The organism is Mycetocola sp. CAN_C7 (assembly GCF_015752285.1).
GTDB lineage: Bacteria > Actinomycetota > Actinomycetes > Actinomycetales > Microbacteriaceae > Mycetocola_A.
On the sequence record NZ_JADOUY010000002.1, the window covers coordinates 352375 to 370537 of the forward strand.

At 64.3% G+C, this 18163-nt stretch carries 17 protein-coding genes and 4 tRNA genes; 5 read left to right on the plus strand and 16 right to left on the minus strand.

What is annotated here, in order from left to right; all coding sequences use genetic code 11:
- Positions 1-14: 14 nt before the first annotated feature.
- The 11 genes from secF to thrS form a co-directional block, all read right to left on the minus strand.
- Positions 15-1025 (minus strand): protein translocase subunit SecF, encoded by a 1011-nt coding sequence (secF, locus tag IWX78_RS05340; RefSeq protein ID WP_196832422.1) that lies wholly within the window; start codon positions 1023-1025, stop codon positions 15-17.
- Entirely contained in the window at positions 1025-2743 is a 1719-nt protein-coding gene (gene secD / locus IWX78_RS05345; RefSeq protein WP_196832424.1) for a protein translocase subunit SecD, read from the minus strand. The genes secF and secD overlap by 1 nt, the downstream gene beginning before the upstream one ends.
- A 112-nt stretch (positions 2744-2855) precedes the next feature.
- Positions 2856-3275 (minus strand): preprotein translocase subunit YajC, encoded by a 420-nt coding sequence (gene yajC / locus IWX78_RS05350; RefSeq protein WP_196832426.1) that lies wholly within the window; start codon positions 3273-3275, stop codon positions 2856-2858.
- Between the two features lie 71 nt (positions 3276-3346).
- Positions 3347-4372, minus strand: a complete 1026-nt coding sequence (ruvB, locus tag IWX78_RS05355; protein WP_196832427.1) for a Holliday junction branch migration DNA helicase RuvB — start codon at positions 4370-4372, stop codon at positions 3347-3349.
- Positions 4369-4998 (minus strand): Holliday junction branch migration protein RuvA, encoded by a 630-nt coding sequence (gene ruvA, locus IWX78_RS05360; RefSeq protein WP_196832429.1) that lies wholly within the window; start codon positions 4996-4998, stop codon positions 4369-4371. Before ruvA ends, ruvB begins: the two co-directional genes overlap by 4 nt.
- A 236-nt stretch (positions 4999-5234) precedes the next feature.
- Complete coding sequence (gene ruvC / locus IWX78_RS05365; RefSeq protein WP_196832431.1) at positions 5235-5813, minus strand: crossover junction endodeoxyribonuclease RuvC; 579 nt, start codon at positions 5811-5813, stop codon at positions 5235-5237.
- A gap of 8 nt (positions 5814-5821) precedes the next feature.
- On the minus strand, positions 5822-6583 hold the full coding sequence (locus IWX78_RS05370; RefSeq protein WP_196832433.1) for a YebC/PmpR family DNA-binding transcriptional regulator: 762 nt from the start codon (positions 6581-6583) through the stop codon (positions 5822-5824).
- A gap of 62 nt (positions 6584-6645) precedes the next feature.
- Positions 6646-7251 (minus strand): pyridoxal 5'-phosphate synthase glutaminase subunit PdxT, encoded by a 606-nt coding sequence (gene pdxT, locus IWX78_RS05375; protein ID WP_196832435.1) that lies wholly within the window; start codon positions 7249-7251, stop codon positions 6646-6648.
- Positions 7241-8143 carry a pyridoxal 5'-phosphate synthase lyase subunit PdxS gene (gene pdxS / locus IWX78_RS05380; RefSeq protein WP_196832438.1) on the minus strand — a complete coding sequence of 301 codons (903 nt, stop codon included), beginning with the start codon at positions 8141-8143 and terminating at the stop codon, positions 7241-7243. Before pdxS ends, pdxT begins: the two co-directional genes overlap by 11 nt.
- 60 nt (positions 8144-8203) lie before the next feature.
- Entirely contained in the window at positions 8204-8797 is a 594-nt protein-coding gene (locus IWX78_RS05385; RefSeq protein WP_196832441.1) for an HIT family protein, read from the minus strand.
- Complete coding sequence (thrS, locus tag IWX78_RS05390) at positions 8785-10707, minus strand: threonine--tRNA ligase (protein ID WP_334684575.1); 1923 nt, start codon at positions 10705-10707, stop codon at positions 8785-8787. Before thrS ends, IWX78_RS05385 begins: the two co-directional genes overlap by 13 nt.
- On the opposite strand from thrS, the gene IWX78_RS16350 reads away from it, so the two are divergent.
- Positions 10610-11764 (plus strand): alpha/beta fold hydrolase, encoded by a 1155-nt coding sequence (locus IWX78_RS16350; RefSeq protein ID WP_334684576.1) that lies wholly within the window; start codon positions 10610-10612, stop codon positions 11762-11764. The two genes, thrS and IWX78_RS16350, sit on opposite strands and share 98 nt — an antisense overlap.
- Here the strand turns inward: IWX78_RS16350 and IWX78_RS05400 are convergent.
- Entirely contained in the window at positions 11718-12890 is a 1173-nt protein-coding gene (locus tag IWX78_RS05400) for an AI-2E family transporter (RefSeq protein ID WP_196832447.1), read from the minus strand. The genes IWX78_RS16350 and IWX78_RS05400 overlap by 47 nt on opposite strands.
- A gap of 128 nt (positions 12891-13018) precedes the next feature.
- On the opposite strand from IWX78_RS05400, the gene IWX78_RS05405 reads away from it, so the two are divergent.
- Together IWX78_RS05405 and IWX78_RS05410 are read left to right on the plus strand one after the other, a co-directional pair.
- Positions 13019-14194: an alcohol dehydrogenase catalytic domain-containing protein gene (locus IWX78_RS05405; protein ID WP_196832450.1), complete on the plus strand. Its 1176-nt coding sequence runs from the start codon at positions 13019-13021 to the stop codon at positions 14192-14194.
- A 93-nt stretch (positions 14195-14287) separates the two neighbouring features.
- A complete protein-coding gene (locus tag IWX78_RS05410) occupies positions 14288-15412 on the plus strand; it encodes a winged helix DNA-binding domain-containing protein (protein ID WP_196832452.1) in 1125 nt (374 codons plus the stop codon).
- Positions 15413-15606: 194 nt separating this feature from the next.
- On the opposite strand, the gene IWX78_RS05415 is transcribed toward IWX78_RS05410, so the two are convergent.
- From IWX78_RS05415 to IWX78_RS05425, 3 genes are all read right to left on the minus strand, one after another.
- Positions 15607-15678 (minus strand) — tRNA-Val (locus tag IWX78_RS05415).
- Positions 15679-15713: 35 nt separating this feature from the next.
- A tRNA-Cys gene (locus IWX78_RS05420) sits at positions 15714-15784 on the minus strand.
- A 53-nt stretch (positions 15785-15837) separates the two neighbouring features.
- Positions 15838-15909: transfer RNA gene (locus IWX78_RS05425), tRNA-Gly, on the minus strand.
- Between the two features lie 184 nt (positions 15910-16093).
- On the opposite strand from IWX78_RS05425, the gene IWX78_RS05430 reads away from it, so the two are divergent.
- Both IWX78_RS05430 and IWX78_RS05435 read left to right on the plus strand, forming a co-directional pair.
- A tRNA-Val gene (locus IWX78_RS05430) sits at positions 16094-16169 on the plus strand.
- 220 nt (positions 16170-16389) lie between these two features.
- A complete protein-coding gene (locus IWX78_RS05435; protein ID WP_196832454.1) occupies positions 16390-17271 on the plus strand; it encodes an aminoglycoside phosphotransferase family protein in 882 nt (293 codons plus the stop codon).
- A 162-nt stretch (positions 17272-17433) separates the two neighbouring features.
- Here the strand turns inward: IWX78_RS05435 and IWX78_RS05440 are convergent, their stop codons facing one another.
- Complete coding sequence (locus tag IWX78_RS05440) at positions 17434-18105, minus strand: endonuclease/exonuclease/phosphatase family protein (protein ID WP_196832737.1); 672 nt, start codon at positions 18103-18105, stop codon at positions 17434-17436.
- Positions 18106-18163 lie beyond the last annotated feature (58 nt).

Below are 18163 nucleotides of genomic sequence, written 5' to 3' on the forward strand. Positions count from 1 at the left end.
GCGAAACCGGTTGGTCAGATCGCGGGGACCACGGCTGGCTCTTCGGCGGCTTTCTTGCGGGCGGCGATCACGCGGGCATCGCGCTTCTTGATCTCCGGTTCGTTCTGGCGGAACAACGCGTACAGCGGAGCAGCGACGAAGATCGTCGAATAGGTGGCGACCAGGATGCCGACGAAGAGTGAGAGCGAGATGTCACGCAGCGTCTCTGCGCCGAGCACGAAATCACCGATGACGAGGATCGACGCAACAGGCAGGGCGGCGACCACTGACGTGTTGATCGATCGCACGAGGGTCTGGTTGACGGCGAGGTTCACCGACTCAGCGAAGGTGCGCGGCGCGTTGTCGCCGTCCTCAGTCGTGTTCTCCCTGATCTTGTCGAACACGACGACCGTGTCGTACAGCGAATAGCCGAGGATGGTCAGGAAGCCGATGACGGCAGCCGGGCTGATCTCGAAACCACTGAGGGAGTACACACCGAGGGTGATGATGAGCACGTCGAGCAGGGCGATCATCGCAGCCGCTGACATCTTCCAGGTGCGGAAGTACAGGGCCATGATCACGAACGCGAGGGCAAGGAAGATCAGGAGGCCGGAGAGCGCCTGCCTGGTGACGTCCTGACCCCATGACGCACCGATGAACGACGTCGCCACGGCCTCTTCCGGCACGTCGAAGGCGCTGGCGAGTGCAGCGGTGACCTCGGTGGTCTCCGCACTGGTGAGCTGGCTCGTCTGCACGCGCACCGCATCATCACCGACCGTCGTCACCTTCGCGACAGCTTCGGGGACGACGCTCGCGACGGCATCCGTCGCTGTGTCCTGGTTCGTCGATGCCACAGGGGCGATCGTGAACTGCGAACCGCCGGTGAACTCGAAGCTGAGGTTGAACCCGCCCTTGACGACCGGAACGAGAATCGACAGGAGCACGAGGGCGATCGCGACGCTGAACCAGATCTTGCGGTTGCCAACGAAGTTGAACGAGCGCTTGCCTGTGAACAGGTCATTGCCGAATGTGGTCAGGCTTGCCATTAGGAATCCTTCTCCTGGCTCTTCTTGCCGCCTGCAGCGGTGAGCTCAGCCTGCTTGCGTTCTGCGATGGTCTGGCGTTTGACGGCCTCACGGCTCGACCGTGTTGCTTTGGTTTGCTTGCTCTCAACGGGTTGTCTGAACTGTGCCCTGCCCCGGTAGACGGCCCCGAGCGCTTTCGGGTCGAGTCCTGACAGCGGATGTCCGCTGGAGAAGAACCGTGTTTTGGCGAGCAACTGCAGTGTCGGGTGGGTGAAGAGCACCACCACGATCACGTCGATGACCGTGGTGACACCGAGCGTGAATGCGAAGCCCTTGACGTTTCCGACAGCAAGGACGTACAGCACGACGGCGGCGAGGAGGTTGACGCCCTTTGATGCGTAAATCGTGCGTTGGGCTCGGCGCCACCCGGCTTCGACGGCGGATTCGAGGCCGCGGCCATCGCGAAGCTCATCTCGTATTCGTTCGAAGTACACGATGAACGAGTCGGCGGTGAACCCGATGGCGACGATGAGTCCGGCGACACCGGCCAGTGACAGACGATAGCCGTTGCGCCACGACAGGATCGCGATCACGAGGTAGGTCAGAACCGCGGCCACCACCAGCGAGGCGATGGTGACGAAACCGAGCAGGCGGTACTGGAAGAGCGTGTAGATCGCGACGAGGATCAGGCCGATGATTCCGGCGAGGATACCGATCTGCAGTTGGCTGGAACCGAGCGTCGCCGAGATCTGGTCGGATGTCAGCACCGTGAAGCTGATCGGCAGCGCGCCGTACTTCAACTGGTCTGCGAGCGTCTTCGACGACTCCTGGGTGAAGTTTCCGGAGATCTCAGGTTTGCCGTCCGTGATCACCGCGAGGGTCTGCGGGGCGGAGATGACCGAATTGTCGAGGACGATTGCGAACTGGTTCTGCGGGCTCTCGAGTCCGTTCAGACGGCTGGTGACGTCGGAGAACTGCTCAGTGCCCTCACCGTTGAACTCGATGTTGACGGCCCACTCCCCCGTGGTTGCACCGGTCTGGGTGGTGCGCATGCCGTTCGTGGCATCCGAGATCTGCGAGCCTTCGACCTCGACCGGGCCGAGGATGTACTTGACGCTGCCGTCCGCTTCACAGGCGATGATGGGCTCATCCGCCGGCTGCACCAGCCCGGCCTCGACCGGCTGGCTGCAGTCGAAAGCCTGGAACCGGGCCTCGAGGGCCGGGGTGATCTGCGCGAGGTCGCTCGGAGTGGTCGGCTCGGCTGTGGGCTCTGCTGGCAGGGCCGGGTCGGGCGACGGGTACGGCGTCTCGGTCCCGTCTTCGCCCACGAAGGTGTTCGACGGCGCACCGGCGACGAGAACCGCACGGAACTCGAGCTTCGCGGATGCCTCGATCCGGTTGCGGGTCTCTTCGTCGGCTTCTCCGGGGATGGAGACGACGACGTTGCTGCCCTCGGTGTTGACCTCGGCCTCAGACACACCCGAAGCGTCGACCCGCTGGCGGATGATCGACACAGCCTGGTTGAGCTGCTCCTGGGTCACCTGCTGATCGTCGGTGACGTTCGGCTGGAGGATGATCTGTGTTCCACCCTCGAGGTCGAGCGCCAGCTTGGGTGCCCAGCTCGCTCCGCCCCAGATAATGCCTCCGACGAGGACGGCCAGGAGCGCAAGGGTAATGACACCCAGCCAGGTCAGGGAGCGCCACGCCTTACGGACGGGCGACAATCTCGACTGTGCCAACTACGTACTCAGCTTTCTATGACCGTCCGGTCGCTGGAGGGCGGAAGGGACGCTTCGACGGTAAAGCGGATTCGGGAAACCGCAGTTGGAGCGGCGACGCTCCTCAGGAAGACTACTGGTCAGAGTTCTTTTCACGTGAATCGGCTGGCTTCGTGTCGATCGGGTCGACGCGCTCTCCGAATTCCGGATCGGTCGTGAACGCGGCGTGGTCCTCGTTGATCTGCTCGGGAGCGTCATCTGCGAGAACGTCGTCTTCGGTCTCGTCGACCGGTGCAGGCTCGTCATCGAGGAAGCGGACGATGGTCTGGCGGTGCACCGTCAGAACGTTGCCCGGGCTGGTCTCGACCTCGACCTTGTCGTCATTGACGCTGAGGATGGTGCCGAACACACCGAAGTTGGTCATGACTGATGCGCCGGGGACGACCTTCGTCTGCTTTTCCTCGATGTCGCGCTTGCGCTTCTGTCCGTTGCGGAACATGAAGAAGATGAGGACGGCGAGAATGGCGAGCATGCCAATGCTGAGGGGATCCATGAGTTCTGTGATGCCTTCCGCGATCGTACGACCGCAAGGTTAGGGGGTGGGGCCGAGAGGCCGATTACAAATTATAGAACATCGGGCAACAGAGAACCCTGAGCGTGGTGCATGCCGAAGTGCGCGAAGGCCTGGGGCGTGGCGACGCGCCCGCGCGGTGTCCGCGTGATGAGTCCGATCCGGACGAGGAACGGCTCGACGACGCTCTCGACTGTTTCCGCCTCCTCGCCGACCGACACCGCCAGCGTGTTGAGGCCGACAGGTCCTCCCCCGAACCGCGTCAGCATGATCTCCATCACGGCACGGTCGAGTCGGTCGAGTCCGAGTTCGTCGACGTCGTAGAGGTTGAGCGCTGCACGAACGGATGCTTTGTCGGCATCCGTTTCGTGGACGAGGACGTAGTCGCGCACGCGACGGAGCAGCCTGTTCGCGATGCGCGGTGTTCCCCGGCAGCGTCCCGCGATCTCGGCGAGGGCGTCGCCGTCGATCGGGAAATCGAGCATCCGCGCCGCACGGTGCAGAACGCGCTCGAGTTCCGGGGTGTCGTAGAACTCGAGGTGTGCCGTGAACCCGAAGCGGTCGCGGAGCGGGTTCGGGAGCAGACCCGATCGGGTCGTGGCACCGACGAGGGTGAACGGGGCCAGGTCAAGCGGCACAGACGTCGCTCCCTGCCCCTTGCCGACCATGATGTCGATGCGGAAATCTTCCATCGCCAGGTAGAGCATTTCTTCTGCCGAGCGGGCCATGCGGTGGATTTCGTCGATGAAGAGTACTTCGCCTGGCACGAGACTTGAGAGAACGGCTGCGAGGTCTCCGGCGTGCTGGATCGCGGGCCCGCTCGACATCCGGAGCGGCTTCTGGCTCTCGTGCGCGACGATCATGGCCAGCGTCGTCTTGCCGAGTCCTGGAGGGCCGGCGAGGAGGATGTGGTCGGCTGTGCGCCCCTGGATCGCTGCAGCTTTGAGCAGCAGCTCCAGCTGGCCACGTACCTTGGTCTGCCCGACGAACTCGGCGAGGCTCTGCGGTCGGAGTGCGCCCTCGAAGACGAGTTCAGCGTCTGACTCGGGTGCTGGGTCGGTCAGGTCGAGGTCGCTCATGCGCGCGAACCCGTCCGCGCCGGGCTGTGCTGCGCTGGCCCGAGCTGAGCCAGGGCGAGGCGCAGGAGCGTCTGCACCGACGCGCCGGCAGCATCCGGGGTCGAGGAGACGACATCATCGACCGCCTGCACAGCCACCTTCTCGCTCCAGCCGAGGCCGACGAGGGCAACGACGACGCGGTCACCCGTTGGTGTCGTCGCCACAGGGGCGGCTGCCGTCTCGGTGTGGGCGATGAGCTTGCCTGCGAGGGATACCACGATCAGCTTGGCGGTCTTCGGGCCGATGCCCGACACCTTACGGAACGCAGCGTCATCTTCTGACGCCACCGCTGCGGCGATCTGGCCGGGGCCGAGGACGCTGAGGACGCCGAGCGCCGACTTCGGGCCGACGCCGGTCACGCCGGTCAGCAGGTCGAAGACGGCGAGCTGCTCGCGGGTTTCGAAGCCGAAGAGGCTCATCGAGTCTTCGCGGACGATGAACGACGTGTGTACGAATGCCTGGTCGCCGACCCGCAGCGCTAGTGCGTGTTCTGGGGTCACCTGTACGGCATATCCGATTCCGCCTACCTCGAGGACGACGTTGCCGCCGACCGCCGAGACTACTGTTCCGCGCACGCTTGAGATCACCTTTCAAGCCTACGTCGACCGGGTGACACAGCCGGGAGCGCCACGCTTCCTGGTGCGCCAGCGTGCCGAGGAGCGGATGCCCGGTATTCGCGGTCGGGCGACACAAACGGTCGCTGGTGCGCTCTAAGAACGACCCTTTTTGTCGTGTGGGCGGATGCCGCCGGCTCAGACGACAGAAATGGTCGCGGGCGCGCCTTCGTGGTCGACCCTTGTTGTCGTACGGCCGCGGCACCCGCTCACTTACCGCCGCGGGCCGCCCGTTCGGCGCGTGCCCACGCCTGCTGAGCCGGAGTGAGAGCGGAAGCGGATCCGCCCGAGGAGGATACAGCGGGCACCACACCACCGCGCCAGGCATGACAGATCGCCAGCGCAAGCGCGTCGGCGGCATCAGCAGGCTGGGGAGGTTCCGCAAGCCCGAGCACGCGGGCGACCATCGTCGCCACCTGCTTCTTGTCTGCTGAGCCGTATCCGGTGATCGACGCCTTTACCTCGCTCGGCGTGTGCAGCCCGACCCGCAATTCGCGTTTCGCTGCAGCGTGGAGCGCCAGCCCCGAAACCTGTGCCGTCCCCATCACCGTGCGCAGGTTGTGCTGCGCGAAGACACGCTCAACGGCGACGGCATCGGGCGTGAATTCGTCGAAAGCAGCGTCGAGTCCTCGCCCGATGATCAGCAGTCGCTGGTCGATCGACAGGTCGATATCACTCCGCACGACCGTGTAGTGCACGAGCCTGGCTTTCCGGTTCGGCTCGACGTCGACGATGCCGATGCCGCACCGTGTGAGGCCGGGGTCGACGCCGAGCACCCGGAGGGTCACTGGCGGCCTTAGTCGTCCTGCGACTGAAGCTCGGCCTGAACCTCGGGCGACAGCGCGTAGTTGCTGTAGATGTTCTGCACGTCGTCAGAATCCTCGAGCGCGTCGATCAGTTTGAAGATCTTGCGCGCGGTCTCGGCATCGACCTCGACCTTGAGGTTGGGCACGAAAGCGGCATCGGCGGAGTCGTAGTCGATCCCGGCCTCCTGGAGCGCTGTCCGCGTGGCGACGAGATCGGACGGGTCGGTGATGATCTCGAAGGTCTCGCCCTCATCGACGACTTCTTCAGCTCCGGCGTCGAGCACGGCGGCGAGGATGTCGTCTTCTGTCGTGTCAGCTGCCGGGACGACGATGATCCCCTTGCGCGCGAAGTTGTATGCAACACTGCCCGGGTCGCCCATGGTGCCGCCGTTGCGGCTCATCAGCGTGCGGACGTCAGCGGCCGCGCGGTTCTTGTTGTCGGTCAGACATTCGATCAACAATGCGACACCGTGCTGCGCGTAGCCTTCATACATGATCGTCGTGTACTCGACGGCGTCGCCGGACAGGCCGGCTCCGCGCTTCACCGCGCGGTCGATGTTGTCGTTGGGGACCGACGTCTTCTTGGCCTTCTGGATGGCGTCGACGAGAGTCGGGTTACCAGAGAGGTCAGCACCGCCCATCTTCGCGGCGACCTCGATATTCTTGATGAGCTTCGCGAACGCCTTCGCACGGCGCGAGTCGGTGATCGCCTTCTTGTGCTTGGTCGTCGCCCACTTGGAGTGTCCGGACATGTGCTCCCTTACTGGATGTCTAACCGCATCAGTCTAAATCACGCGGCGCTCGTGTGGCGGGTTCAGCGTGCGCGTGTGCGCACCTTCTCGAGGAAGTACGCATGGAAACGGATGTCGCCTGTCACCTCGGGGTGGAACGACGTGCCGAGCAGATTACCCTGCTCGACGGCGACGACGCGACCGTCCTCGAGGGCAGCAAGCGCCGTCGCGTTCGGCCCGACAGAATCGACGATCGGCGCCCGGATGAAGACGGCGTGCACCGGTTCCGCTCCGAGAACCGGGATGTCGATGTCGGTTTCGAACGAGTCGAGTTGTGACCCGAAAGCGTTCCGCCGGACCTCGACGTCGAGCCCGCCCAGCGTCTGCTGCCCGGTGATGCCCTCGAGGATGCGGTCAGCCAGCATGATCAGCCCTGCGCAGGTCCCGTATACGGGCAATCCGGATGCGATGGCGTCCTTCAGCGGGTCGGCAAGGCCGAAGGTCCGCGACAGTTTGTCCATCACACTGGACTCGCCTCCGGGAATGACGAGTCCGTCGATCAGGGCGAGTTCCTCGGGACGCCGAACGTGTACGACATCCGCCCCGAGACCTCTCAGAACAGCGGCGTGCTCACGGAAATCGCCCTGGAGGGCGAGGACACCGACCTGCGGCGCGCCGCTACCAGCCACGCTCGGCGAGGCGGTGAGGCGCGGCGAGGTCGGAGACGTTGATGCCGACCATGGCCTCGCCCAGACCGCGCGAGACCTCAGCGATGACCTTCGGGTCGTCGAAGAACGTCGTGGCCTTGACGACGGCGGCTGCACGCTTCTCGGGGTTACCCGACTTGAAGATCCCCGACCCGACGAACACTCCGTCGGCACCGAGCTGCATCATCATCGCAGCGTCGGCAGGAGTCGCCACTCCGCCTGCGGTGAAGAGAACGACGGGCAGTTTGCCGGTCTCCGCGATCTCAGCGACGAGATCGTACGGCGCCTGCAGTTCCTTGGCGGCGACGTACAGCTCGTCCTTCGACATCGAGCTCAGCGCGGCGATCTCCGACTTGATCTTGCGGATGTGCTTGGTCGCCTCCGAGACGTCACCGGTTCCGGCTTCGCCCTTCGACCGGATCATGGCTGCACCCTCGTTGATGCGGCGGAGCGCCTCACCGAGGTTGGTCGCACCACAGACGAACGGAACGGTGAATTCCCACTTGTCGATGTGGTTGACGTAGTCGGCGGGGCTCAGAACCTCCGATTCATCGATGTAGTCGACGTCGAGCGCCTCGAGCACCTGGGCTTCGACGAAGTGACCGATGCGAGCCTTGGCCATCACCGGGATCGAGACCTCGGCGATGATCGATTCGATGAGGTCGGGGTCGCTCATACGGGCGACGCCCCCCTGGGAACGGATGTCGGCGGGGACGCGCTCGAGAGCCATCACGGCGACCGCTCCGGCGTCTTCGGCGATGCGCGCCTGCTCGGCTGTGACGACGTCCATGATGACGCCACCCTTCAGCATTTCTGCAAGACCGCGCTTGACGCGGTTGGAACCCTGTTCGCCGGTGTTGGTGCTGTTAGTCATAATGATCAATCCTAGATCGTTCGGGGTGAGCGCACTGCCCCTGGGGCGGCGCGCACGGGGTCAGGAGGAGGGCCAGGCGTCCGCGATGGCTGCGCGCACGTCGCCGAGGAGCTGCGGCAGCGCTTTCGTCTTCGCGATGATCGGTAGGAAATTCGCGTCTTGCGCCCAGCGCGGAACGATGTGCTGGTGCAGGTGGCCAGCGATTCCGGCTCCCGCGACGATGCCCTGGTTCATGCCGATGTTGAATCCGTCATTCTTCGACACATTGCGCACGACCGTCATCGCCGTCTGGGTGAGGGACCCGATCTCGGCAACCTCGTCGGCAGTCGCAAGGTCGTAGGTGGGGATGTGACGGTACGGGCAGACGAGCAGGTGGCCGCTGTTGTACGGGAACAGGTTGAGCAGCACGTAGGCATGTTCGCCCCGCGCCACGATCAGGGCATCCTCGTCGTTCATCGTCGGCGCGAGGCAGAACGGGCAGTCGTCTTCATGAGGCTGCTGACCATGCTGGATATACACCAGACGGTGCGGTGTCCACAGGCGCTGGAATTCGTCCGGGACTCCGGCGAGGTGCGCACCCGACTCCACGGATTCCGCGACAGGGATGCCGGGTTCGCTCGGCTCGGGGTGATCGTCGACGCCTAGTCGAGCCATGCGGTCGACACCTGTTCGCGTGAATCGATGGACGAACGGATGCGGGCTATCGCGTCGGCGATCGGGACACCGTTGAGTTGGGTACCGTCACGGAATCGGAAGCTGACCGCACCGTTGGCGCTGTCTTCTTCACCGACGATGAGCTGGAACGGCACCTTCAGCTTCGTGTGAGTACGGATCTTCTTCTGCATCCGGTCATCGGAGTGGTCGACATGCGCCCGGACGCCGACGACTCTGAGCTGGCCGATCACGTCGTCGAGATAGGCGCCGTACTGCTCGGCGACGGGGATTCCGACGACCTGCACAGGAGACAGCCAGACCGGGAATGCCCCGGCGTAGTGCTCGGTGAGGACACCGAAGAATCGCTCGATCGAGCCGAAAAGCGCGCGGTGGATCATCACCGGGCGCTGCCGGGAGCCGTCAGCCGCTGTGTACTCGAGTTCGAATCGCTCGGGCAGGTTGAAGTCCAGCTGGATGGTCGACATCTGCCAGGTGCGGCCGATCGCGTCGCGAGCCTGGACCGAGATTTTCGGGCCGTAGAAGGCGGCCCCACCCGGGTCGGGTACGAGCTCGAGACCGGATGCCTCGGCGACTTCCTGCAGAGTGCGGGTGGCTTCGTCCCACGCCTCGTCACTTCCGACGTACTTGACCGGATCCTTCGTCGAGAGCTCGAGGTAGAAGTCGTTGAGGCCGTAATCCTTGAGCAGGCCGAGCACGAAGTTGAGTGTGCCGGTGAGTTCGTCCTTCATCTGCTCACGGGTGCAGTAGATGTGGGCATCGTCCTGCGTCAGGCCGCGCACCCGGGTCAGCCCGTGGATGACACCGGACTTCTCGTAGCGGTAAACCGTGCCGAACTCGAACAGGCGCATCGGGAGATCGCGGTAGGAGTGAGCTCCCGCACCGTAGATGAGGTTGTGCATCGGACAATTCATCGGCTTCAGGTAGTAATCCTGGCCGGCCTTACGCACGTCGCCGTTCTCGTCGTACTCGGCGTCGATGTGCATGGGTGGGAACATGCCGTCGCGGTACCAGTCGAGGTGACCGGAGATCTCGTAGAGGTGCCCCTTGGTGATGTGCGGGGTGTTGACGAAGGAGTAGCCCTCCTCGATGTGCCGCTTGCGGGAGTAGCCCTCCAGCTCGTTGCGGATGATCCCGCCGTTCGGGTGGAACACCGGGAGCCCTGAGCCGAGCTCGTCAGGGAAGCTGAAGAGGTCGAGTTCCGCCCCGAGTTTGCGGTGGTCGCGTTTCGCTGCTTCTTCGAGTCGGCCCTGGTAGGCCCGAAGCTCGTCCTTGGTCGGCCAGGCCGTCCCGTAGATGCGCTGCAGTTGCGGGTTCTTCTCCGAGCCGCGCCAGTAGGCGGCCGCTACCCGCATGAGGGCGTAGCCGTTGCCGATCATCCGGGTGTTCGGCAGGTGCGGGCCGCGGCAGAGGTCCTTCCACTCCGTCTCCCCTGTCTTCGGGTTGACGTTGTCGTAGATGGTGAGCTCGGCACCGCCGACCTCGACGTTCTCGTTGTCGTCGGCTGACGCCGAGCCGCCTTTGAGGCCGATCAGTTCGAGCTTGTACGGCTCGCTCGCGAGTTCCTCGCGTGCGGCTTCTTCGCTCACGACACGGCGGACGAAGCGCTGGCCCTGCCGGATGATCCGATCCATCTCTTTCGAGAGCGCCTTGAGATCGTCAGGAGTGAACGCTTCACGCACGTCGAAGTCGTAGTAGAAACCGTCGGTGACGGGAGGGCCGATTCCGAGTCTGGCATCCGGATTCACTTTCTGCACGGCCTGCGCGAGCACGTGGGCGGCAGAGTGGCGCAGGATGCTGAGGCCGTCGGCAGAATCGACGGTGACGGCCTCGACGTCGTCGGTGTCAGTGATCGTCGTCGCGAGGTCGGTCAACTCGCCGTTGACGCGCATTGCGACAACGGATCGGTCGGTAAATCGCTCGAAACCGTCAGACACCGGGTGTGCTCCTCTTGAAGATCATTTCAATCGCTGCATTTCTCACAGACTCTTCAACTTTAGCGCCGCCGGGCGCATCCCTCGTCCCGACGCCGGGTACGCCGACGTGCTCGTAGAGTGGGTGCACCCGCCGACCGAACAAAGGACTGACGCAGTGTGCCCTGACTTCCGGACTCCAATCGCCAGTTCTGTCGACGCTCCCCGGTCACCCCGGACCGAACGGTTCGACCACGGCGGTTTCACTCTGGTCGCGTCAAGCTGGGCACCGGGCGCAGGAGCCGGCAGCACGACCTTCGTGCTTGTTCATGGGATCGGGATGTCATCGCGCTACTTCCGGCGACTGGCTCAGGCCCTGTCGGCAGTCGGAACTGTGCTCGCGATCGACCTGCCCGGCTTCGGCCGAGCTCCCCGACCGTCCGGCGCACTCAGCATCGAGGACGGTGCCGATCTGATTGCCGCGTACCTGCAGGCCCGGGGTTGTGAAGAGACCGTTCTGGTCGGTCATTCGATGGGTTCGCAGTTCGTCGCGGAGACCGCCGCCCGTCATCCCCGTCTCGTCGACGGAATCGCCCTGGTGGGGCCGGTCGTCGACGAGCGGGCCTCGGCGCCCTGGCAACAGGGCATGCGGCTTCTGCGCGACAGCCTGCGTGAGTCACCCACCGCGAACTGGATCGTCATGACGGACTATGTGCGCAGTGGCATCCGCTGGTATCTCACTGAGCTTCCGGTGATGCTCGGCTATCGGATCGAGGAACGGATCCTGGTCGTCGACGTTCCTGTCGTTGTGATCCGCGGAGCTCGGGATCCGATCGCTCCCCACGGCTGGGGCGCGCGACTCGCGACGCTCTCACACGACGGCCGGCTGGTGACCGTGCCGGGTGCCGCTCACGTCGTCCAGCACACCGCCGTCGGGACGGTGACGCAGATCCTTTCGGATCTTGCGGCATCCGCCGTGACCGCCGGGGCTACTGGGCCGGGACCTCTTCCGACGGAGCCTCGACGGCGGGAGTAGCCTTCTTGCGTTTGCGCAGTTGTTTCGCGGGAGTCGTGACCGACGGGTCGGGCTTGGTCCACACCTTCACGATGGCCCAGGCGACCGCTGCGATCGGCACGGCGAGCACAGCTCCGGTGATGCCACCGAGGATGGTGCCGGCGGTCAGCGCGACGAGGATGACGAGCGGGTGCAACTTGAGCGACTGCGCCATGACAACCGGCTGAAGGAAGTTCCCCTCCAGCTGGTTCACCAGCACGGCGATGCCGATGACGATGAGCGCGACGATCGGGCCGTTCTCGGCCCCAACGAGCGCGACGAGCGCCGCCAGGATGCTCGCCGCCGTTGCACCGACGATCGGGATGAATCCGCCGAGGAAGACGATCACGGTGAGCGGGAGGGCGAGCGGGACACCGAGGATGAAGAGACCGAGACCGATGAAGAATGCGTCGACGAACGCGATTAGGGCGGTCCCGCGCACGTATCCGCCGAGGACACGAACCGCCGTGTGGCCGATCCTCTTGCCGCGCTCGAGCCGCTCGCCGTGGAGGGGCTTGAGGAAGAATCTCCAGATCGCATCCCCGTCTTTCAGGAAGAAGAAGAGGATGACGATGGCCAGCACAAAGCCGGTAATGAGATTTGCGGCCACCCCGACACCAGCCAGCGCCCCGCTGCCGAACTGGCTGCTGGTGAGGAAGTCGACTGCGGCATCACGTGCCTCTTCGATTTGCTGGGCATCGATCGGCAACGGCCCGTCGAGGAGCCATGCCTGAAGCTGATCGATGCCGCGCACGGCGGAATCGACGAGTTCTTCTGCCTGCCCGCGAACGGCGAAGACGATGAGGGTCACGACGCCACCGAAGGCAACGAAACCGGTGAGCAGCGCTGCCCACGCGGCGACGACATCGGGCATGAACCGACGGAGCCAGAGAATAACCGGTGACGCGGCGGCGGCGACGATGAGAGCGATGAGTACCGGGATGACCACAAGCTTGAGCTGGACCAAACCCCAGATGACCACGGCGGCAAGAGTGATGATCAGCAGCAGCTGAATACTGCGCGTGCCGAGGTACCCGATCCGGTCGGTCCACAGCCGGCGGGGTGACGTCGTCTCGGTGTCTGACGTTACATCTGTCTCAGTGCTCATGTCTTCAGCCTAGTTTCCCCGCCGATCGGGTCGGGGCGGTTGCGGTGGACGGCGTTGCACGGTACTTCTCGTAGCCCGCAGCGTCAAGGCCGTGGACGCCCCGCCGGTCTGAGGCGTAGACAGGGCACATGAAAGCACTCACCTGGCAAGGAAAACGATCCGTTTCCGTCAACACTGTTCCAGACCCGACGATCGAGAAGCCAACGGATGTCGTGATCCGGGTGACGTCGGCCGCCATTTGCGGTTCCGACCTGCACCTGTACGAGACGCTCGGCCCCTTCCTCGACAAGGGGGACATCCTTGGCCACGAAACAATGGGCGTCGTCGAGGAGGTCGGCTCGCAGGTGACGCGCTTGTCCCCCGGCGACCGCGTCGTGATTCCGTTCGTCATCGCCTGTGGCGACTGCTACATGTGTGCTCGTGGACTCCACTCGCAGTGTGAAACGACCCAGATGACGGAGCAGGGCACCGGAGCGCAGCTATACGGGTTCAGCGAATTGTACGGCTCGACTCCCGGCGGCCAGGCTGAGCGCCTTCGGGTGCCGCTCGCCGACTTCAATGCCACCAAGGTCGGACACGAATTGCCCGACGAGCGGTACCTCTTCCTCAGCGATATCCTGCCGACCGCCTGGCAGGGTGTGCAGTACGCCGACCTGCCCGATGACGGCACGCTCATCGTCATGGGGCTCGGCCCCGTGGGGCAGTTCGCCAGCAGGATCGGCAGGCACCTCGGGCATCGTGTTCTCGCCGTTGAACCGGTCGCCGAACGACGGATCATGGCCGAGCGATACGGCGTCGAGACCTTCGATCTGACCGATGACGTCGTCGAACGTCTGCGCGACGCAACCGACGGTCGCGGCGCGGACTCGGTCGTCGAAGCTGTCGGCATGGAGGCACACGGCAGCCCGGGCGCGACGCTTGCCCAGAACGCCGTCGGCCTGCTCCCGGATGGAATCGCCAAGAAGCTCATGAACACGGCGGGTGTCGACCGCCTTGAAGCCCTGTACAACTCGTTCGACTCGGTCCGCCGCGGCGGCACGGTTTCGCTCAGCGGCGTCTATGCGGGTGAGGCAGATCCGATTCCGATGAAGTCGCTGTTCGACAAGCAGGTGAGCATCCGGATGGGGCAGTGCAACGTGCAGCACTGGCGCGATGAACTGATTCCCCTGGTCGAAGACCCGTCCGATCCGCTCGGAGTCGAGGACCTTGTGACCCATCGGGTTCCGCTCGACAAGGCACCCGAGATGTACGAGATGTTCCAGAAGAAGGAGAACGGCTGCATCAAGGTCGTGCTCAAGCCATAGCGGCCGAGCCTCACAGGAGCCCGGACATTTCTGTCCGGGCTTCTTCCCTGTGAGCGATACTTTGATCGAACCGAATCGGGGGCGGGGTGCGAGATGGCCGGCGGCTCTCCCCCGGAACGGGCAACTCCTCTCGACCCACTCGACGTCATCCGGCGCAGGCTGGTCGTCCAGGGTCTGACCGGCGAACCGTGCGAGAGCGTCGCGGCTGCCGTGGGCTGGCTGGGGGCGATGCAGGCCCAGGAATACGCCGAGGCGAAGTGGTCGATCGCCGAGCGGATCCGGGACGGCACCGACGAGGAGATCGAGACGGCGATCTCCCGTGGCGAGGTCGTCAGGACGCACGCCCTACGCCCGACCTGGCATTTTCTCGCACGCGATGATGCCCGCTGGATTCTCCGGCTCACCCGGCAGCGCGTTCACGCACTCAACGCGTACTGGTACAGAAGACACGACCTCGACGACTCACTGTTTGCTCGTGCTCACGACCGGCTGCGGAGCATCCTGTCTGGTGGTCAGACGCGGACGCGGACGGAGCTTGCCGAAAGCCTGGCGGGTGCGGGTATCGAGGCTCAGGGTCAGCGTCTCGGGTATCTCCTCATGCACGCAGAACTCGAGGAGATCATCTGTAATGGTCCCCGCCACGGGCGTCAGCACACCTACGCCCTGTTCGATGACCGCGTTCCGGTCGCCGAGCACGACGAGCGGTCGCGGGAGTCCGCGTTCACCGAGCTCGTGTCCCGATACTTCCGCAGTCACGGACCGGCTACGGTCAGGGATTTCAGCGCCTGGTCGAGCCAGCCAACCAGCGAAACTCGCGCGGCGCTCGCCCGCTTGGCCGACCGTATGGAGTCAACCACCGACGAGGCAGGAAGAGTCTGGTATTCCGGTCAAGCGGCAAGCGTCGCTGGCGCGATGGCCCCACGCGCGCGTGCGTTCCTCATCCCGATGTACGACGAGACGATTGTCGCCTACAAGGACTTGCGAGTCGTCCGTGCACATCCGGCCGCACCCGACACGTCACTAGAGCGTGCGGTTGTCATCGACGGCCGGACGGTCGGCAGTTGGAAGCGAGTTCTCACCGCAGACGCCGTCGTTGTCGATGCCACACTTTTCGGAGCGATAACCGGCCCGGAGGCCGCAGCGCTCGACGAGGCCGTCCACCGGTTCGGACGCTTCCTCGGCAGAGAGGCAACCCTTCAGGTCACGTCGACCTCGTAGCCGTCGACGGCATCCGTTCCGGAGCTCGCTCATGAACGCACGAAGCCCGGACATTTCTGTCCGGGCTTTCTCTCTGTGAGCGATACTGGGATCGAACCAACTGGAGCGCGGCCCCTGCGGTCCAGGGGGCCGCCGGTGCGGTCCCGGGGTTAAGCCACAGAAGCCCGGACATTTCTGTCCGGGCTTCTTCTCTGTGAGCGATACTGGGATCGAACCAGCGACCTCTTCCGTGTCAGGGAAGCGCGCTACCGCTGCGCCAATCGCTCATGCTACGTACAAGTGTAATTCAGTTATGAGTGCGAGGTGGCGACGGGATTCGAACCCGTGTGGACGGCTTTGCAGGCCGCTGCCTCGCCTCTCGGCCACGCCACCGCGTGTGGTTGCCCACATGCCGTGGTCAACCCGAAGGCTGACCCCAACACTCGAGCGGATGACGAGATTCGAACTCGCGACCCTCACCTTGGCAAGGTGATGCGCTACCACTGCGCCACATCCGCATTTGCTCGCATTCCTGCGTGCTTGAAAGACTCTACTTGATGATGAGGCGAGAAACAAAATCGAGTTACCACCGTGTCATTCGGCGTCTCGTTCAGGCTGAAACGGATGCCTGTGTGGTTCGCGGCGGCACTCCGGTTCGGGTACGATTAGACGTCGTTGCGAGCAGAAATGCTCGGAGCAAACGGGCGATTGGCGCAGTTGGTAGCGCGCTTCCTTCACACGGAAGAGGTCATCGGTTCGAGTCCGGTATCGCCCACCAGCACGGCCCGCGGACTCCGCGGGCCTTTTCCTTTGATCCGACCGCCAGACATCGTCTGAGTGACCGCTCGAAATCCCGGCAGCCGTTCGCAGCCCTTGCGACCGACGATGGTCGCCCCTGTCACGACGGCTCTCCGAAAATGCTACACAGTGCCGATGCGACATATCGTGGTGCCGGGAACAATGAGGATGCCGAAGACAAGACAACGGGAAGACGAGCGATGACGATGCATGATGACGAGATCCCGGTCGATGCGGAACTCGTACGCACCCTGATCCTCGACCAGTATCCGGAGGCCGCTGACCTGCCGATCAGGCAGGTTCGGTCGACGGGCACAGTGAACGCGGTCTACCGGCTCGGCGATCGCCTTGCCGCCCGTATTCCGCGGGTGCCGCGTTGGGCATCCGACCTCGAACGGGAGCTTGCCTGGCTCCCGACCCTCGGGCCGCGACTGCCGTTGACGGTCCCCCGGCCCGTCTTCGCCGGTCGTCCGAGCGCAACGTGCCCGGTGCCGTGGGCGGTGTACGAGTGGATCGACGGAACCCCGTACGCCGACGAAGCGATCACGGATGAGACCGTGGCTGCCCGCGAGCTGGCCGCGTTCATCCTCGAGCTCAGGAAGTTCGACCCGACGGGCGGCCCACCGGCCGGCCGCAGGCCGCTCGGAGAACTGGATGGGATGACCCGGGAGGCGATCGCCGCCTCGGGTGACCTCATCGACGCAGCCGCAGCGCTGCAGGCCTGGGAGGCCGCGCTGACGGGCAGAGAGTGGACCGGGGTTCCGGTCTGGATCCATACGGACCTCCTGCGCCCGAACCTGATCGCACGTGGCGGCCACCTCCACGCCGTGATCGACTGGGGCGGCGCGGGAATCGGCGACCCGGCGGCAGACGTGATCGCAGCCTGGAGCGTCTTCGGTGTTTCAGGGCGGCGCGCGTTCCGGGATCACCTCTCGGTCGACGACGACACCTGGCTGAGGGCGCGTGGATACGCCCTCCACCAGGCCGCTTTGATCATTCCCTACTACCGACAGACCAACCCTGCCTTCGTCGCGTCAGCCGTTCGCACTATTCGCGAAATCGACTCGGACGCGACCAGCTGAGGCGCCGAGCACGGCAGTGCAATGGGCCTCGAGAGCGCACGGCACGGTCGTCGGTTTCGGGGAGGCATCGCAGATCTGACGTCATCGATGTGCCGGTCAGGTTCACCTTGACGAGCTTGCCGATCGACTGCGGTTCCGTTTCACCGAGATCGAGGGTGGTGATCAGTCGAGGTAGGTCGTCGTGACCAGGATGGCGCGGTGGTCCGATGCCCCGCGTGGGAGGGTCTTCACATCGTCGATACCCATGTTGACACTCGTCACGAAATCGAAGTGGCCCCGAAAGATCTTGTACCTGGCGTAGGTGCGCGCGTTACTCAGCGACAGCTCGTAGCCCATCTCCTGCACCCGTCTGCGCAGATTGTTCTGGAAGATCGGGTAGTTGAAATCTCCGACCATGACCGTAGGAATGCCCTCCGCGAGCGAGTGGAGCTCGGCGTGAGCGGTGGTGATCTGGTGGCGACGCAACGAATTCAGTGCGGTAAGCGGAGCAGCGTGGAACGACGCGACGAGCATCTCGCGGTTCGCGACCTTGTCGAACAGTTTCGTCGCAATGAGGCGTTCATGCGCCGGGGAGAACAGTCGGTCGTGCATCGACTTCTTCAGTTCGAACGCCGTCGTGGATACCGCGGAGAATCGATTCTCGTTGTAATAGATGGCCAGACCGAGGCGGTTAGCCTTCGTCGAGTCTGCGAGCCGAAGGCTGCCGACGGTTTCAGGCAGCAGTTCGCTGTCTGCTTCCTGCAGGCAGAGCACATCCGTGTCGTAGAGCGTCTCGAGGCCGACGAGTTCAGCACTCGCCGCGTGCTTGCGGAGGTTGTAACTGATGATTCTGATGAGGACTCCCCGTCCGACAACACCGAATGTCCGCTGACATCGATGACAAAATTCTATC

Coding starts and splice junctions, on each gene's coding strand:
- secF (WP_196832422.1), bottom strand. CDS start 1,025: ATGGCAAGCCTGACCACATTCGGCAATGACCTGTTCACAGGCAAGCGC.
- yajC (WP_196832426.1), bottom strand. CDS start 3,275: ATGGATCCCCTCAGCATTGGCATGCTCGCCATTCTCGCCGTCCTCATC.
- ruvB (WP_196832427.1), bottom strand. CDS start 4,372: ATGAGCGACCTCGACCTGACCGACCCAGCACCCGAGTCAGACGCTGAA.
- IWX78_RS05370 (WP_196832433.1), bottom strand. CDS start 6,583: ATGTCCGGACACTCCAAGTGGGCGACGACCAAGCACAAGAAGGCGATC.
- pdxS (WP_196832438.1), bottom strand. CDS start 8,143: ATGACTAACAGCACCAACACCGGCGAACAGGGTTCCAACCGCGTCAAG.
- IWX78_RS05385 (WP_196832441.1), bottom strand. CDS start 8,797: ATGGCTCGACTAGGCGTCGACGATCACCCCGAGCCGAGCGAACCCGGC.
- IWX78_RS16350 (WP_334684576.1), top strand. CDS start 10,610: ATGCTGAGGCCGTCGGCAGAATCGACGGTGACGGCCTCGACGTCGTCG.
- thrS (WP_334684575.1), bottom strand. CDS start 10,707: ATGCGCGTCAACGGCGAGTTGACCGACCTCGCGACGACGATCACTGAC.
- IWX78_RS05400 (WP_196832447.1), bottom strand. CDS start 12,890: ATGAGCACTGAGACAGATGTAACGTCAGACACCGAGACGACGTCACCC.
- IWX78_RS05405 (WP_196832450.1), top strand. CDS start 13,019: ATGAAAGCACTCACCTGGCAAGGAAAACGATCCGTTTCCGTCAACACT.
- IWX78_RS05410 (WP_196832452.1), top strand. CDS start 14,288: ATGGCCGGCGGCTCTCCCCCGGAACGGGCAACTCCTCTCGACCCACTC.
- IWX78_RS05435 (WP_196832454.1), top strand. CDS start 16,390: ATGACGATGCATGATGACGAGATCCCGGTCGATGCGGAACTCGTACGC.